A 16,833-nucleotide genomic window follows, 5' to 3' on the forward strand; every position below is an offset into this window, starting at 1 on the left:
GGTAAATTTTTCAACACGTGTAGTGGATCATTATATCCATTTTTTGTTTATTTTTTACAACGGAAAGATTTACAATCTTTTCTAGTACGCATTTATCCCGGTGTGGTGCTTACTACCCGTCACTGTTACGCATGTACCAGGCTTTGTACTTAATACTTACTACCTAATACATCCCACCCAATATGACCGTCCGCCGTAATTCCGCTATCATCTTCGTTGTCATCGCGGTGCTCATTGATTTCATGGGCATTGGTCTTATTGCCCCCATCATTCCTAAATTGCTGGAGCAGCTTACAGGAAAAGGGTTGAGTGATTCCGCGGGGTACAGTGGGTGGTTGTCATTTGTATATGCGTTGCTATTGTTCTTTTGCGCGCCCATTATGGGCAACCTGAGCGACCAGTACGGGAGGCGGCCTTTGCTGCTGATCTCTTTACTGGGACTGGGCGTGGATTACCTGTTCTCCGCTTTTTCGCCTACACTGGGCTGGCTGTTCCTGGGACGGGCCATAGCAGGGCTTTGCGGTGCCAGTATCACTACGGCCAGCGCCTACATTGCGGATGTGAGCACGCCGGAAAACAGGGCCCAGAATTTTGGGCTGATCGGCGCCGCATTTGGCGCCGGCTTTGTACTGGGACCGGCCCTGGGCGGGCTGGTGGCGCATTGGGGCGTGCGGGCACCTTTTATAGCGGCGGCCTGCCTGTCGTTTTGCAATGCCACGTTTGGTTATTTTGTGCTGCCGGAGTCCCTGCTCCCGGAAAACCGCCGCCGGTTTGAATGGAGGCGGGCCAATGCTATCGGCTCCCTGCAGCACCTGCGCCAATACCCGCTGGTATTGGCTTTGGCCGCCGCGTTGTTCTTTATTTACTTATCCGGCCAGTCGTTGCAAAGCACCTGGAATTTTTATACCATGTTTAAGTTTGACTGGTCTGAAGGCATGATCGGCGCCTCGCTTGCGCTGGTGGGGGTAATGACCCTCATTGTGCAGGGAGGGCTTATCCGCATTATTATCCCCAGGGTGGGCAACCGGAACGCTATTTTTCTTGGTTTGCTCATCTATGGTGCCGGTATGACCGCGTTTGCCTTTGCCACCCAGGGCTGGATGATGTTTGGCGCGGCTTTCCTGGCGGCGGCCTTGTGCTGCCTGATCAGTTTTCTGCTGGCCTGGCGTGCGCTCCGTCATTATATGGCACCAAAATAGATTGTTAATTGCCAACCATCTGACAATTGGCAATAGTTATCAATTTAGTCATCTAATAGTTTACCCATGTTCAAACGCCCTTGGATCCGTTATACAGTTTATGCAGCAGGCGGTTTTCTCGTCCTGCTGGTATTGCTGTGGCTGGGCTTTGCATGGTACATCCATCATAACAAGGCCAGGTTGCTGGCCGATATTTCCCGGCAGCTGGAAGGCTCATTGAATGGCAAACTGGCCATCGGCGACATGGAGCCGGCCCTGATAGAAAGTTTTCCCAACGTATCTGTACAACTGCAGGATGTAACGCTGAGTGATAGCCTGGGACCGGAAAAGCATAAGCCCCTCCTGCATGCGGAGGCTATTTACGTACGGGTGAATATCTTTGCCCTTATTCATAAACAAGTGGATGTACGCCAGGTGACCTTTACCAACGGGCAGGTATATCTTTGTGAAGACAGTACCGGCTATTCCAACCTGTACCTGCTGAAACCCAAGCGGGCCGGACGTCCTGGCGTGCGTAAAGGAAACAGTCCTACCGTTGCCAAGGTGGAGCTGCGCAATGTAAACTTCACCTTCGATAATCAGCTGAAGCATAAGCTGTTTAATATAGATATTCAATCCCTGTTCGGGGCCATGCATTATCATGATGGCAACTGGATCTTCAGCACCAATCTCAAAGTTCTTTTTCATTCCTTTGCTTTTAATACCAACAACGGCAGCTTCCTGAAAGAACAGGTACTGGAAGGCGCGCTGGACGTGCATTACGACACGACCAGCCATGTGCTGGACATCCCGCAACAGCGGGTGTACATTGGCGGGCAGCGGGTATCACTGGGATTGCAGTTTGTGCTGCACAAAGAAGCCCCGCGCTTTAGCCTGGAACTACTGGCCAATGACCTGCCTTTTACCACAGCCGCTTCGTGGCTGTCGCACAATATTTCCCGTCATTTTGATACCATTTACCTGGAAAAGCCGGTGGATGTGCAGGCCCATGTCCAGGGCAGCTTATTGCCCGGCACCCAGCCGCACATCCAGGTGAAGTGGCAGACCACCGGCAATACGCTGAGCATTTACGGAAAAGAAATGACTGAGTGTATGTTCAACGGCACGTTTGATAATGAAAAGGAAAAAGGGAAAGGTTATAACGATGAGAATTCCGCTATTACCGCAGTGGGCCTCAAGGCGCGCTATGCCAATATTCCTTTCAGTGCGGATACGCTGCAGGTGGTGAACCTCCTGCACCCCAGGATCCGGGCACATTTCAAGGCTAACTTCCCGCTCACGGATGTAAATGACGCTACTGCCGATCTCTTTAAATTCAGCGATGGTGCGGCCAAGGCCGATCTTTTTTATGAAGGCGGTTTCCTGCCCAATGATACCGTACCGCCCAATATGCAGGGCGTGGTGGAAGTGCAGCATGCCGCGGTGGTATACCTGCCCCGCCAGCTATCCCTGCACAACAGCCAGGTGAAGCTGTACTTTAACGGGGCGGACCTGGAGCTGCATGACATGCGCCTGCAAAGTGATAAGAGCACACTGCTCCTGGATGGCACCGCGCCACATTTCCTGACCCTGTATTTTGAGAACCCTGATAAGATACTGATGGACTTCCAGATCCGGAGCTCCATGCTCAATGCCAATGAGTTCCGGGGCTTTCTGGCAGCGCGCAAACGCAGTGTGAGCAAGGCCGCCCAGCAAAAGGCCCGCCTCAAGGCAGTGGCCCGCCTGGACCAGGTGCTGGAAGCCTGCAGCGTACATCTGCACGCCACCATCGATAAGTTTACCTACCGCCGCTTTAGTGCCAGCAATGTGCGGGCAGATATTACGCTGGCCAAAGACGGCGTGATCGTGAGCCAGGGCTTCCTGGAGCATGCAGGCGGCTCCCTGACGCTGAAAGGCCGCACTTTTAACAAAGGCATGAATGACCCCTTCACGATAGACGCGCAACTGGATAAAGTGCGGGTAGACCAGTTCATGGGGGCGATGAACAACTTTGGCCTGGATGATATCAGCTACAGGAATGTAAAAGGCACCTTCTCCGCAAAAGCCCACCTGACGGGCCTCCTGCGCGATGATGGTGAAATGGTGACCAGCGCGCTGAATGGCACCATAAGTTTCAGCCTGGCAAATGGCGCCCTGGTTAAAGTGCCCATGTTTGAGAACATTGCCAAATTCTTTCCCCGCCGCAACCTGGATAATATCACCTTTGACGACGTGTCCAATACCTTTACCATCCGCAACGGCGTTGTGAGCATACCGCCCATGCACATTGCCACCAGCGCCGTGGTGATGGATGTGAAAGGCACCTATGCACTGGGCAAGCTGAAGGGTACTAACCTGCAGCTGGATGTGCCCATCCGCAACCCCCGTAAAGACAAAGACATTGCAGACGATGAGAAGCGGAAAAAGCGCCGCCGCCGCGGCATTGTACTGCACTTCAATGCAGTGGACGGCCCCGGTGGGAAGGTAAAACTGAAGCTGGGCAAGAACGAAGATGCCAACGTGGTGGACGATGAAAATTAGTTACCTTTGCCGCTTAACTACAAACCGCACTATCGTCTCTTCGGGGAAGGAAAGTCCGGACAGCGCAGAGCAACGCACCACCTAACGGGTGGGGTGCCGGTGCAAACCGGCACACAGACAGTGCCACAGAAAATAACCGCCGGGCGGCAACGCCAGGTAAGGGTGAAAAAGTAGGGTAAGGGCCTACAGGCAGTGGTGGTAACATCATTGCAGGGTAAACCTTGCGTGCTGAAATGCCATGTATACGGTCGCTTAGGGCTGCTCGTCCAAGACCGAGGGTAGGCAGATACAGGTAGCGCGTGAGCGTTATCGCAGATAAATGATAGTGGATCCTGCGCCCGCAGGATTACAGAATCCGGCTTATAGGTTTGTAGTTTTTTTTAATTACCTTGGAACATACTGGTTAAACAATCACGACAATTTTATTCCACTGACACAAACACACCCTTACAACCAATATTTATGAACGCAAGAGATGAAAGGACCTGGGCCACGCTGACGCACCTGGGTGGCTTATTTGGTATATGGTTCTTCAGCCCCGTGGGCAACGTGCTGGTGCCTCTGGTGCTATGGCTTATCAAACGGAATGAATCTGCCTTTGTAGATGACCAGGGCCGGGAAGCCGTAAATTTCCAGATCACCATGAGTATTCTTTCCCTCGTATTGGGCGTTGCTGGCTGGATCATTTTCAGCGTTTTCAACCTGCTGGATTCCGTGGTATTCTGGCACAGCGATTTCACTTTCTTTCCCCATATTTTCTTCTTCCATAACGGAGGCCTCAGCATGGTAGCGGCCGTCCTGAGCATGGTGTTTGCCATCATTGCCGCTACCCGTGCCAATAATGGCATTGCATACCGGTATCCGTTGTCATTGCGGCTGGTGAAGTAAATCGTACAACGTACAACGTACCTTTCAAGTGCAATTAAATGTTATCGTATAAAAAAACCTGGGCCATGGCCCAGGTTTTTTTATTATGTCAATTTTCCTGAGATCCGCTCAGGTAGTACGTTGTACGTTGTACGTTGTACGTTGTACGTTGTACGTTGTACGTTGTACGTTGTACGTTGTACGCTGTACGTTGTACAATTTCTTAATCCCTTTTACCTCTTTTCAACTTCACTTTCGTTTCACTCTTAGTGCGTTCACCTTTGAGGGTGGAAGCCAGTTTTACAGCTTCGTATGCGTTTACGATGCCGCCGGATACGCTGAGGTCTGCAAAGGCCACTTCATCGTCCTGGGTACCGGGTTTGTTTACCATGGTGGTACCATCGGGGAGGGGCGTGGCAGATTTTACGATCACGTATTTCAGCTGCTCTGCGCTAAGGTCGGGGAAGTAGGATGCCAGGAGGGCGGCAAGGCCGGTCACTACCGGGCTGGCCATGGAAGTGCCGCTGGCGCTGGCGTACTTGTTGCCTTCGGGAATGGTGGAGTAGATCTGCACGCCGGGGGCAAATACGTCCACTTCTTTTTTACCGTAGTTAGAGAAACCGGCTATTTTGCTACCGGTTACCCCGTTGCCACTGGCGCCCACGGTAATGAAGTTGGCCGCACGGCTGTGGTCTGCAAAATCAGGGTTGGGATAGTCGGGCACGGAATCATTGTCAGAGCCTTCATTGCCCGCGGCATGGATGAGCAGTACGCCTTTGGATTCCGCGTAGCGGATGGCATCGTCTACCCAATCTTTATGCGGGGAAAAGAATTTGCCAAAGCTCATATTGATGATACGGGCGCCATTGTCTACCGCGTAGCGGATGCCCAGGGCTACGTCTTTATCGCGTTCGTCGCCATCAGGCACTACTTTTACGGCCATGATGCGCACGTTTGCCGCTATACCATCTATGCCGATGCCATTGCCCCGCACCGCGCCGATAATGCCGGATACGTGGGTGCCGTGGAAAGCAAAGGACCCCATGATATCATTGTTGCCATAGTGGTTGTCTTTAATGTCGTTGAAGTTATCACCTACAATGGCTTCACGGTTGGCGTTGGGCATCACATCCGTGGCCTCTGCCTTGCGTTTCAGGTCGAGGAGGTATTCTTCAAACTCGGTCTTGAACTGCTGGAAGGTCATGTCTTTTTCGCCGGTGCTCTGCAGGAGGCGCAGCACGAAGTTGCGGGAGATCATCACGTCGTTGTCGGCGGATACGAGGCTGTCCAGGTCGGCCTGGGAGAAGTCGTCCTTTTTCAGGGCGCCCTTCAGCACATATTCACACTTGTTCAGGTTTTCCTGCAGCTTTGACATGGTCTTGTACGTCATCTTGTTCTGGACCATGGGTTTCTCAATGCGGTCCTGGAGTTTTTTCCAGTAGGCGTAATCCGGGGAGTTGGGAGTGAGGGCGGAGTCCGGGTTGATGTATTGCTGTTTCAGGCGGAAGTACTCACGGGTGGCCTCGTCAGAATCTTCTTTGAGGCTTTTGCCGTCTTTGCTGCCCAGGAAGTTCCAGCCGTGTACGTCGTCCACGAAACCGTTGTGGTCATCATCAATGCCGTTGCCGGGAATTTCGCCGGGGTTGGTCCAGAGGATGCTTTTGATGTCTTCGTGGGTGGTATCCACACCGGAGTCTATCACGGCTACCACCACCGGGGTGCTGGTTTTATCTTTCAGGAGTTGTTGATAGGCTTTTTCCGCACCAATGCCATACACACTGTCGGTATCGTAGCTGAGAAGATGCCAGTTGCGGGGAACGGCGCGTTGCGCTTGCGCCGGGCTGGCGAGGGCGGCCGTTAGTACCAGGGCAATTACCAGGGACCAGGGCTCCTTTCTGAATAATGTCATGCGAAGAGAATTTTTTCGGAGGTAGTTTTAACAATTAAAATACCATATTCGGTTAAAGATATGCCAAATGACCGGGGCGCATCCTGGAATAATGATGAACAGCATGTTACAGGGTTCTACGGTCACTTGATAAAATCACAAACGGAAGATCGGGGAAAATGCTTTCCGGGAGGGTTAAAAAAAATATAAAAAATTTTAGGGTGGCATAGGGGGGAAGGAATTTACTTTGCGTCTAAATAGCAATAGTGCCGCAAGCAAAGGCTGGGAACAGCCTCCGTAGCACGAAAGTAGAATAGCTCATAAGAAAAAAAATATTCATTTTTATAATTATGAGAGAATACATTAGCGAGTGATCGCACCAAGTATTTTCACATAAGCATGGTTTCCGTTTAACGTACAGCGAGGTTATCTAACCTCGCTATTTTTTTATAAACAAGTGTCGTATAACTAGTTGATTATCAATATTTTTATCGTTTATGTGCCCTGCCACGCCGTCCTGCGGGGAATGTGGGATGTGTAACGCTGCCGGCCCTGCAGGTGTCTTTTTTCCATGGCCTTTAGATAGTATCAGTACCTGCACTTTAGTGCTGACTTCAAACAAAACGGGGCTGCATCTTACCCGACACAGCCCCGTCCTTTACTTCCCTGAAGGCTTACAGGTCGAACTTTATCCCCTGCGCCAGCGGCAGGCTGGTGGAGTAATTGAGCGTATTCGTCTGGCGGCGCATATAGGCTTTCCAGGCGTCGGAGCCACTTTCACGGCCGCCCCCGGTTTCTTTCTCGCCCCCAAAGGCGCCCCCTATTTCTGCGCCGCTGGTGCCAATGTTCACGTTTGCGATCCCGCAGTCTGATCCCGCGGCGGAGAGGAACAACTCAGATTCCCGCAGGTTTTGGGTCATGATGGCGGAGGAAAGTCCCTGTGGCACCCCGTTCTGCAGGGCAATGGCCTCCTCGATGGTCTTGTATTTCATGACATACAAAATAGGCGCAAAGGTTTCGTGCTGCACAATGGCGAAGTGGTTTTCGGCTTCGGCAATGCAGGGCTTCACGTAGCAGCCGGATTCGTACCCGGCGCCTTCCAGCACACCCCCTTCTACCAGGAAACGCCCTCCCTGTTGCTTTACGGCGTCAATGGCATGCAGGTAGTGCTGTACCGCATCCTTGTCTATGAGCGGGCCTACATGCTGGTTTTCATCCAGTGGGTTGCCAATGCGCAATTGTTGGTAAGCCTTTACCAGCTTTTGGGTGAAAGCATCATATACACTTTCGTGGATGATGAGCCTGCGGGTGGTGGTGCAGCGCTGGCCCGCCGTGCCCACGGCGCCAAATACACAGCCTATCAGCGCCATGTCCAGGTTGGCATGCTCACTGATGATGATGGCATTGTTGCCACCCAGCTCCAGCAGGGCCTTGCCCAGGCGGGCGCCCACCACGGTGGCCAGCTGCTTGCCCATGCGGGTAGAGCCCGTGGCCGATACCAGTGGCACGCGGGTATCCTGGGCCAGCCATTCACCTACTTCCCGGCCCCCGTTCACCAGGCAAAGCACCCCACCCGGCACGGCATTGGCCTTGAGGATGGGCTCCATGATCTTTTGTACGGCAATGGAGGTAAGAGGCGTTTTTTCACTGGGCTTCCAGATACATACATCGCCGCAAACCAGCGCCAGCATGGCGTTCCAGCTCCATACCGCCACGGGGAAGTTAAAGGCGGAGATAATGCCTACCAGCCCCAGTGGGTGGTACTGCTCATACATACGGTGGCCCGGGCGCTCAGAATGCATGGTCAGGCCATACAACTGGCGGCTCTGGCCCACGGCAAAGTCGCAGATGTCGATCATTTCCTGTACTTCGCCAAAGCCTTCCTGCAGGCTTTTGCCCATTTCATAACTTACCAGGCGGCCCAGGGCTTTTTTGTGCGTGCGCAGGGCATCGCCCATCTGGCGCACTACATCGCCCCGCTTGGGTGCGGGCCACTGCCGCCATTCCAGGAAGGCTGCCTGTGCTTTTTCAATCACCTGTTCATATTCTTTCCGGCCGGTGGCCTGCACCGCTGCAATCGCCTGCCCGTCTACCGGCGACCAGCTTTGCAATGTTTCGCCCTGTCCCGTGAGCCAATGGCCGCCAATGGCCACGCCGCTATGGGAGGAGGTGATATTGAAGTGTTGAAGGATATCGTTTATCATGGGTGAATTTTTTAAATCGTACAGCGTACAATGTACAACGTACGCGCGGGTATTAGGTTATGTTAATGAATGAGCTGCCTGTGGGTTCAGTGCAAATGTAAAAGTACGTTGTACATTGTACGCTGTACGTTGTACATTTTTCTCACTTCCGCCCCGTCTGTGAGCTATACGTGCTCTCAAAGATCTTATCCGCATTGCCGGCTTCAAAGCCTTCACGGCGGTGCTGGCGGGTGAGCTGGTCGGCGGGCAGGTGGGCAAAAGCGGGGAGCACCTTGCGTTCTGCAAACTCCACGTAGGAGCCGGCTATTTCGTGCTGCTCACCGCTGGCAAAGGTGGCCATGATCTTTTTGGCTACCGTGGCGCTTTGTAGCAGGGCGCCGTCCGGGCTGATTTTGATCTTGCCGCCGGCATCGTTGAGGAGGAAGCCATGCTTTTCCAGGAAGGCGTTGAACTGTGCTACGGTGTTATAGCCCGCGGGCAGGTTATGCACGCTGATGGTAAAGTGGTTGAGGTAATAGCGGTTATAGATCACCCAGGCGGCGTACTCACTTTCTGCGCTGAGAGCCAGGAAATCTGCCAGGGTAGGGGTTCTCCAGAGGCCACTGTGCAGGAAGGCGTCCACCGCGGCGGCATCGTCCAGGTTTAGCGTTGTTACGGGGTCGGCCTTTACTTCACCGGTGTAAGAATGGATAATGGCCTGTGCGGCACTGCTAAGGTCCTGCACGCGCAGTTCACTGATGAAGATGCGGGGCAGGTGCGGCTCCGGGGGCGCATACCAGTAGGCGTCCAGTTTTTTGGCCGGGAAATGGTAGACATCGCGGCGCTGGTAGCCGTAATGCAGGAAGATCTTTTCCAGCGATTGTATGCCCAGCAGGGGCACCCCCATGGTACGGAATGCAATGTGATCATTCTCGATGCCTGCTGCATCTTTGATAATGCCTTCGGCCACCATGGCCTGGATAATACCGCTTACATCGGGCACTCTTTCGCGGTAGCGCGACATCAGCCCGTCTAAGATTGCTTGGATCATGCTTTGGTGTGGAATGTGATGAGATGCTGGCAATTTACAATTTCCCGGCTTATAAACATCCAACGCGGCAGTTTTGCAGGTAATGATTATTTAAAGCCGCGCCTGCGGCGGATTGGCAGAAAAATGACGTAATTTTATTCCCCCGCATAACAAGAAACGGGGTGTTTTTTAACCAGGTAGATGAGTTACGATGAACATTAAAGTGATCGCATTCGATGCAGACGATACGCTGTGGGTGAATGAGCCCTACTTCAGGGAAACAGAAGAGAAATTTTGCCAGCTGATGGAGGATTACATGCCGCGCAACAGCATTGACAAAGAGCTATTCAAAACCGAAATACAGAACCTTTCGCTTTACGGATATGGGATCAAAGGCTTCACGCTGTCGATGATAGAAACCGCCCTGCGGGTGTCTGACAAGACGGTGAGCATAGACGTGATAGAGCAGGCCATCGCTTACGGCAAGGACTTGTTGGGCCGGCCCATAGAACTGATAGATGGCATAGAATCCGTACTGGAAGCGCTCAAGGACCAATACCGCCTGGTGGTGGCCACTAAAGGTGACCTGCTGGACCAGGAACGCAAACTGAGAAAATCAGGGCTCCTGCATTACTTCCATCACATTGAAGTAATGAGCGACAAACAGGAAGCCGATTACCAGAAGCTGCTCCGCCACCTGGATATCCCCGCCCAGCAATTCATGATGGTAGGCAACTCCCTCAAATCAGACATCCTGCCCGTCCTTAACCTGGGTGGCCACGCCATCCATATTCCCTTCCACACCACGTGGGCCCACGAGCAGATAGAGCACAACGTGGAGCATCCTAATTTCCGGCAGGAAGTAGGCGTGGCGGATATTTTGAGATATCTGGTAGCGTGAAAGACGTACAGCGTACAACGTACAGCGTATTTTTCAGGCATAAAAAAAGAGCGCGAAATAAATGCTTCGCGCTCTTCTATTTTAAGTACGTTGTACGTTGTACGCTGTACGTTGTACGATTTAATACTGCTCCTTCTCATTCGGGAAATCCCTGTTTTTTACATCCTTCACGTACTGCTGGGTGGCGTTGTAGATCTCTTCGTAGAGGTTCAGGTAGCGGCGGAGGAAGCGGGGCTTGAAGTCTTTGTTGATACCCAGGAGATCGTGCATAACAAGTACCTGGCCATCTACGTGCATGCCGGCGCCAATGCCGATGATAGGAATGTGCACGGCCTCTGCCACCTGTTTGGCCAGCAGGGCAGGGATCTTTTCCAGTACGATGGAAAAACAGCCGGCGTCCTGCAGCAGTTTGGCGTCTGACAAGAGTTTGGCCGCTTCTGCTTCTTCCGTAGCCCGTACGGCGTAGGTGCCAAATTTATAGATGGACTGCGGCGTGAGGCCCAGGTGGCCTACTACGGGCACGCCCGCGGAGATAATACGTTTTACGGATTCTATAACCTCTTCACCGCCCTCGATCTTCACCGCGTGGGCGCCGGTTTCTTTCATGATGCGTACGGCGGAGGCCAGTGCTTCCTTGGAATTGCCCTGGTAAGAACCAAAGGGCAGGTCCACCACCACCAGGGCGCGGCGCGCGGCGCGTACCACGGATGCTGCATGGTAGATCATCTGGTCCAGGGTAATGGGCAGGGTGGTTTCATGACCGGCCATTACATTGGAGGCGGAGTCGCCCACCAGCAGTACGTCCACACCGGCGTCGTCCAGGATGCGGGCCATCGAAAAATCGTACGCGGTAAGCATGGAGATCTTTTCACCGTCCACTTTCATCTTCTGGATGGTATGGGTCGTGACGCGCTTTACTTCTTTGTGTACAGACATGTGCTTCTTTTACAGTTCAGTGAATCAATACCGGGCAAAGGTAAGCCTGTTGGTCAATTTCCAACTAACAATTTACAATTTCAATGAAAGGGGGGATGGTGTGACAAACACGGTCACTTACGCCTTTTCCAGGGGATGGCGGTTGCTCACTTCGTTGTACAGCGCATGGATAATGCCATCTGCCAGCCCTATTTTGGGCACGTAGATCTCTTCAGCATTGGCCCAGCGCATGATGTTGATGTAGATCAGCAGGGCTGGTACGATCACGTCTGCACGGTCTTCCCGCAGCTTGTACGTATGGATGCGTTCATCCAGGCTTACATTGCTCAGTTCCTTGTGATAATTCTTGAGCGTTTCCAGGGAAAGGGGCTTGCCTTCCTTGCGTTTGGAGAGGGAGAAGATCTTATTGATATTGCCGCCGGAGCCGATGGCCACTACATTCCAGAGCTGGCGCAGGGTGTTCTTGATGAAATTTTTCAGGGACTGCCACTGTTCTTCCGTTACCTGGTTGTGCAGCAGGCGGATGGTGCCAATGTTGAACGATTCCTTGAACAGGAGCCGGTTGGCGCTGAAACAGGTGATCTCGGTACTACCGCCACCCACGTCAATATAGAGGTAGGATTTGGTAATATCCATATGTTCTGCAATATGGTTTTCGTAGATGAAAGCGGCTTCTTCCTGGCCGGTGATGGTGCGGATCCGGATGCCGGTTTCCTGCAGTACCCGGTCCAGGATGGCAGGACCGTTCTCTGCATCGCGCATGGCGGAGGTGGCGCAGGCCATATAGTGCTCCACGCCATAGACCTCCAGCAGCAGTTTGTAAGCGGAGATGGTTTTCACCAGCTCGTCTGCCTTTTTATCCGAGATACGTTTGGTGTCAAATACGTCGAAACCCAGTCGCAGCGGCACTCTCACCAGGTTTATCTTGGTGAAGTCCATTTCCCCCTGCGCATTGGGCGATGCCTCTGAGATGAGCAGTCGGCCTGCATTGGAACCAATATCGATCGCGGCTAATTTCATGGGCCAAAAATAATCGTTTCGTGTTAGCTTTTAGCAGCTATCGCCTTTTCATGCAAATAATTTGCCGTAGCTACCTGCGAACGAATTTTTTCTCCTTCCGTTTTGCGGTATTCATTTTTCTGCTCATTGTCCAGGATGCGGGCTTTTACGTTGCCATTCAGCTGTATGGTAATAATATCCATGAGTTCTTTGCGGATCTCCGGGTCCAGGATGGGCACGGCGGCTTCCACGCGGTGGTCCAGGTTGCGCGTCATCCAGTCGCAACTGGCGATGAGCACTTTTTCATCGCCCCCGTTGTGGAAAATGAACACGCGGGCGTGTTCCAGGTATTCATCAATGATGCTCACGGCGTGGATGTTGCGCTTCCACTTTTTGTTTTCCGTAAAGGCGCAGCAAATGCCGCGGATGATCATATTCACCTCCACACCTTCCTTGGCCGCTTCATACAGCTTGCCGATCATTTCCTCGTCGCTGAGGGAGTTCATTTTAATGGTGATGCGGGCGCGTTTCTTATTCCTGGCGGCCCGGATCTCCTTATCGATCATGCGCAGGAAATAGGGGCGCATGCTGTAAGGGCTTACCGGCATGATCTTGCAGGCATCGAGGAATTTGAAATCGTGGCGCGGGCTTTCCAGGAATGCAAAAATGCGGTTAATGTCTGCGATCACGCTACGGTTGGCCGTGAGCAGGCAATGGTCCCCATACACGCGCGCGGTACGTTCATTGAGATTACCGGTGCTTACAAAGCCATACTGGAAAGTACTGTTGCCATTGCGGGCTTTGATCACGCAGATCTTGGCATGTACTTTCAGGCCGGGTACGCCCAGCAGTACATGTACGCCTTCTTCTTCCAGGCGTGATTTCCAATCCAGGTTGGCCGCTTCGTCAAAGCGGGCGCGCAATTCTATCACCACCGTTACGTCTTTACCGTTACGGGCAGCGTTGATCAAGGCATTTACCACCTTGGAGTTGCGGGCCATGCGGTAAGCCGTGATCTTAATGCTGGTCACATTGGGATCAATGGCAGCTTCGCGCAGGAGGTCTATCACGGTATCAAAAGAGTGGTAGGGAAAGTGCAGCATCACATCCTGTTCCTGGATCACCTGCATAACGCTGGGTACATTGATAAACTTGGGATGGATGTAAGTTTTGCGGGCAATGCTTTTAGGCGTGGTGAACACAGACTCCGGGAAATCCATGAAGTCCTTGAAGTTGTGGATGCGGGCGCCGGGAATGAGGTTGTCTTTCCCGGAAAGGCCCATGCGGCGCATGAGGTATTCCAGCAGCAGCGGATCAATGTCCTTGTCATAGACAAAACGTACGGTCTTGCCCTTGCGACGGTCTTTCAGGCCTTTCTCGATCTGGTGGATGAGGCCCGTGGAAATATCGTTATCAATATCCAGCTCTGCATCGCGGGTCACCTTGATGATGTAGCTTGAAAATTTATCGTAGCCAAAGTAGCTGAAGACCTTGGGCAGGTTAAAACGCACCACGTCTTCCAGCAGGATGATATCGCGCTCACCCTGGGAGTGGGGCAGGATGATAAAGCGGTTGAGCACTGAAGTAGGGATCTCGATCAGTGCGTATTTCTGGCGGGTGCCGGGCTTTTCACTGTCCAGTACCACACCGAGGTAAATGGATTTATCGCGGAGGATGGGGAACTGCGGAATGCTTTCAATCATCAGGGGAATGATGTTGGTGCGCACCTGCTCATTGAAGTAGTTGCTTACAAATTCCTGCTGTACTTCGTTGAGCTGTGCTTCCGTGCGGATGTGGATGTGCTGCTGTTCCAGCTCCTGCACGATGTTCTTGAAAATGCGGTCAAACTCCTGCTGCTGGTGGATCACGATGGTTTGGATCTCGTCCAGCACCTGCTCCGCATTTTCTTCAATATGCATGCGGTTGCTCTTATTGAGGGCGGTCATGCGCTTGAGGGTGGCCACGCGCACGCGGAAAAATTCGTCGAGGTTATTGGAGAAGATCCCGAGAAAGCGCAGGCGTTCCACCAGGGGTACGGTTACGTCGGCCGCTTCCTGGAGCACGCGGGCGTTGAAGGCCAGCCAGCTTACATCGCGGGGGATCATTTTCTTGGGGGTAGTGTGGAGTTGCTTGCTGATGGCGGGTAGCTTTTTCGTCAGGACCGGTTCACTCACCTTTAATCCTGCGGCAGCCTCTCTTTTAGTCATTCTCTTTTTGGTTTTTGCTCTTGAAGTCACAAGGATACGGCTTTTAAGGTGAACTTAAAGTTAAGGATTTTTGGCGCGCTGAGGAGTGGCGCCCGAGGGTGGGAGCAGGGATGGGGTGGCTGCAATAATACCGGGAAGGGGAACCTTATGCCGCCTCTTCCAGCGGCTGCAGCGTTTCCAGGTCGATATTGAAAAAGATCCGCATCGGACCGTAACGTTCCTCTATGAAGGCGGCCAGGCAAACCACTTTATCACCCTGGCGGTCTTTGAAAATGATCTCCTTGAAACAGGGGAACTCCCGCAGCGGGCGGTAAAGGATAAACTCCTTCAAGCTCACGTGGCGCCGGGCCTCCGGCCTGCCAGGGTACTTGAATTTCTGTTGGGTATCGTGCATATCCTGCAGCTCATATCCATGTTTTCCCATGATCTCATTGAGATCTTGTCTTTGTACACAGTGAATGCGGTGCAACACCACGAGCATCACGCCGGCAAACAACACGAACAATCCAAAAAAAATCAACGTCATCGCAACTTAACTTAGTCAAAAAATCAGGCAGCCTTTCGCTCCTTATTGAAAATGGGCAGGCAGATAAAACTGATCAGCCCTAAAGTAATGATCAATACTGTTTGCGCCAGCCAGATGATCCAGCCAAAGGCCTTGCCAATAATAGCCGGGATCTGGTATAATAACAGGGTTTCCTGCACCAGCGGCGGGTAGGCGCCTATGCCACCGGGTGTTACGATCATGCCGATGCTCCCCATGGAAAGCACGGCCATAGCTGCTTTCAGGCCAAGGTGACTGGTTTCCGCCAGGCAGAAGAAGCCACAATACAGCATGGAAAAATAAGCACCCCAGATCAGCAGCGTATAAGCAATGAAACCCCATTTGTTCTTCATTTTGCCAATGGACAACAGCCCTTCCAGTACGCCTTTTGCCATCATCTTGATCTTCAGGGCAAATTTGGTCTGCCCCAGCTTGCGGAACAACCAGCGCAGCACCACTACCACCACTATCAGCACTACCATGGCAATGATCCATTGGGTGGAATTGGCATTATCGATCTTGCGTTGCAGCACTTCCATTTTTTCATGGAAAAGATCACCCAGTAAAGACAGTTGGGAAAGGATGGTAGCAAGGATCAGTGTAAGCAGGCAAACTACGTCTACTGCGCGTTCGGCAATGAGGGTGCCGATCAGTTTTTCGGCAGGTATTTTCTCGTAGCGGGCCAGCACCGCACAGCGGGAAATTTCTCCCACACGGGGTACGCCCAGGTTTACCAGGTAGCCGATCATTACGGAGAAAAAGGCGTTGCTCAGGCGGGGGTGGTAGCCCAGGGGCTCTATCAGCAGTTTCCAGCGCGCCGCGCGGAACAGGTGGCTGAATACACCGATGACCATGGCCGGCAGCACCAGCCAGTAATTGGCGCGTTTAAAGGCAGCTACTATATCTGCTCTGTCCTGGGCGGTCATATCCTTGTTGGCGAGCCATATCAGCAACAGGCCTATGCCCATAAAGACCACGATGTTCAGTACTTGCTTTAAACGCCTGGACATAGGTGCTACAAATTAAGTTAGAGGTAGGGGTTAAAGCCGGTTCCCTTCTTTCGGGAATACGGCAATGGGTTGATGGGTACGGGCTGCTTCCAGTTCCATGGTGGCATAAGAGATAATGATCACAATATCGCCCACGGCGCAGAGACGGGCGGCCGGGCCGTTCATACATACCACACCGGAACCACGCTTGCCTTTCAGCACGTAAGTCTCCAGGCGCTCGCCGTTATTAACGTTCACGACCTGCACTTTCTCGTATTCAATCAGCCCGGCCGCGTCCATCAGGTCTTCATCGATCGTGATGCTGCCTACATACTGCAGGTTCGCTTCGGTGATCACCGCCCGGTGGATCTTACATTTTAATACTTCAATTTGCATAGTTGTAACCAAATGTGGTACGCAAAGGTAGTGATTTTGGATATTACCTATAGTGCACTAACTATTACGACAATGCCATGACTGCCAATGCTTAGCACCGTTTCCTGGCAACGGCTCTAAATCAAGGGTTTGTCATGGCATTTAAACAAAACTTTAACATTAAGGGTCGTATCT

At 52.4% G+C, this 16,833-nt stretch carries 13 protein-coding genes and 1 other RNA gene; 5 read left to right on the top strand and 9 right to left on the bottom strand.

Annotation, left to right across the window (positions count from 1 at the left end):
* Nucleotides 1-182: 182 nt before the first annotated feature.
* The 4 genes from DCC81_RS22345 (at nucleotide 183) to DCC81_RS22360 (ending at nucleotide 4,607) form a co-directional block, all read left to right on the top strand.
* Complete coding sequence (locus DCC81_RS22345) at nucleotides 183-1,199, top strand: TCR/Tet family MFS transporter (protein ID WP_108688887.1); 1,017 nt, start codon at nucleotides 183-185, stop codon at nucleotides 1,197-1,199.
* Between the two features lie 66 nt (nucleotides 1,200-1,265).
* Complete coding sequence (locus tag DCC81_RS22350) at nucleotides 1,266-3,719, top strand: AsmA family protein (protein WP_108688888.1); 2,454 nt, start codon at nucleotides 1,266-1,268, stop codon at nucleotides 3,717-3,719.
* Between the two features lie 16 nt (nucleotides 3,720-3,735).
* Nucleotides 3,736-4,098, top strand: an RNA gene (rnpB, locus tag DCC81_RS22355) — RNase P RNA component class A.
* Between the two features lie 83 nt (nucleotides 4,099-4,181).
* Nucleotides 4,182-4,607: a DUF4870 domain-containing protein gene (locus DCC81_RS22360; RefSeq protein WP_108688889.1), complete on the top strand. Its 426-nt coding sequence runs from the start codon at nucleotides 4,182-4,184 to the stop codon at nucleotides 4,605-4,607.
* A gap of 202 nt (nucleotides 4,608-4,809) precedes the next feature.
* Here the strand turns inward: DCC81_RS22360 and DCC81_RS22365 are convergent, their stop codons facing one another.
* The 3 genes from DCC81_RS22365 to DCC81_RS22375 all read right to left on the bottom strand — a co-directional run bounded on the left by DCC81_RS22365 (nucleotide 4,810) and on the right by DCC81_RS22375 (nucleotide 9,708).
* Nucleotides 4,810-6,495 carry a S8 family peptidase gene (locus tag DCC81_RS22365; protein ID WP_108688890.1) on the bottom strand — a complete coding sequence of 562 codons (1,686 nt, stop codon included), beginning with the start codon at nucleotides 6,493-6,495 and terminating at the stop codon, nucleotides 4,810-4,812.
* 653 nt (nucleotides 6,496-7,148) lie between these two features.
* The gene (amaB, locus tag DCC81_RS22370) at nucleotides 7,149-8,678 is read right to left on the bottom strand and encodes an L-piperidine-6-carboxylate dehydrogenase (RefSeq protein WP_108688891.1); all 1,530 of its coding nucleotides are present in this window, start codon (nucleotides 8,676-8,678) and stop codon (nucleotides 7,149-7,151) included.
* A 142-nt stretch (nucleotides 8,679-8,820) separates the two neighbouring features.
* Nucleotides 8,821-9,708: a DUF1338 domain-containing protein gene (locus DCC81_RS22375; protein ID WP_108688892.1), complete on the bottom strand. Its 888-nt coding sequence runs from the start codon at nucleotides 9,706-9,708 to the stop codon at nucleotides 8,821-8,823.
* Nucleotides 9,709-9,898: 190 nt separating this feature from the next.
* Here DCC81_RS22375 and DCC81_RS22380 point away from each other — a divergent pair, with 190 nt between their 5' ends.
* Complete coding sequence (locus tag DCC81_RS22380) at nucleotides 9,899-10,588, top strand: HAD family hydrolase (RefSeq protein WP_108688893.1); 690 nt, start codon at nucleotides 9,899-9,901, stop codon at nucleotides 10,586-10,588.
* Nucleotides 10,589-10,708: 120 nt separating this feature from the next.
* On the opposite strand, the gene panB is transcribed toward DCC81_RS22380, so the two are convergent.
* From panB to panD, 6 genes are all read right to left on the bottom strand, one after another.
* A complete protein-coding gene (panB, locus tag DCC81_RS22385; RefSeq protein ID WP_108688894.1) occupies nucleotides 10,709-11,524 on the bottom strand; it encodes a 3-methyl-2-oxobutanoate hydroxymethyltransferase in 816 nt (271 codons plus the stop codon).
* Nucleotides 11,525-11,641: 117 nt separating this feature from the next.
* Nucleotides 11,642-12,544, bottom strand: a complete 903-nt coding sequence (locus tag DCC81_RS22390; RefSeq protein WP_108688895.1) for a Ppx/GppA phosphatase family protein — start codon at nucleotides 12,542-12,544, stop codon at nucleotides 11,642-11,644.
* A 23-nt stretch (nucleotides 12,545-12,567) separates the two neighbouring features.
* Nucleotides 12,568-14,730: a polyphosphate kinase 1 gene (ppk1, locus tag DCC81_RS22395; protein WP_205686409.1), complete on the bottom strand. Its 2,163-nt coding sequence runs from the start codon at nucleotides 14,728-14,730 to the stop codon at nucleotides 12,568-12,570.
* A 145-nt stretch (nucleotides 14,731-14,875) separates the two neighbouring features.
* Complete coding sequence (locus DCC81_RS22400) at nucleotides 14,876-15,256, bottom strand: hypothetical protein (RefSeq protein ID WP_108688896.1); 381 nt, start codon at nucleotides 15,254-15,256, stop codon at nucleotides 14,876-14,878.
* Between the two features lie 23 nt (nucleotides 15,257-15,279).
* On the bottom strand, nucleotides 15,280-16,284 hold the full coding sequence (locus DCC81_RS22405; RefSeq protein ID WP_108688897.1) for a lysylphosphatidylglycerol synthase transmembrane domain-containing protein: 1,005 nt from the start codon (nucleotides 16,282-16,284) through the stop codon (nucleotides 15,280-15,282).
* A gap of 30 nt (nucleotides 16,285-16,314) precedes the next feature.
* A complete protein-coding gene (gene panD, locus DCC81_RS22410; protein WP_108688898.1) occupies nucleotides 16,315-16,659 on the bottom strand; it encodes an aspartate 1-decarboxylase in 345 nt (114 codons plus the stop codon).
* Nucleotides 16,660-16,833 lie beyond the last annotated feature (174 nt).

Origin of the sequence: Chitinophaga parva (genome assembly GCF_003071345.1) — a bacterium.
Lineage (GTDB): Bacteria > Bacteroidota > Bacteroidia > Chitinophagales > Chitinophagaceae > Chitinophaga > Chitinophaga parva.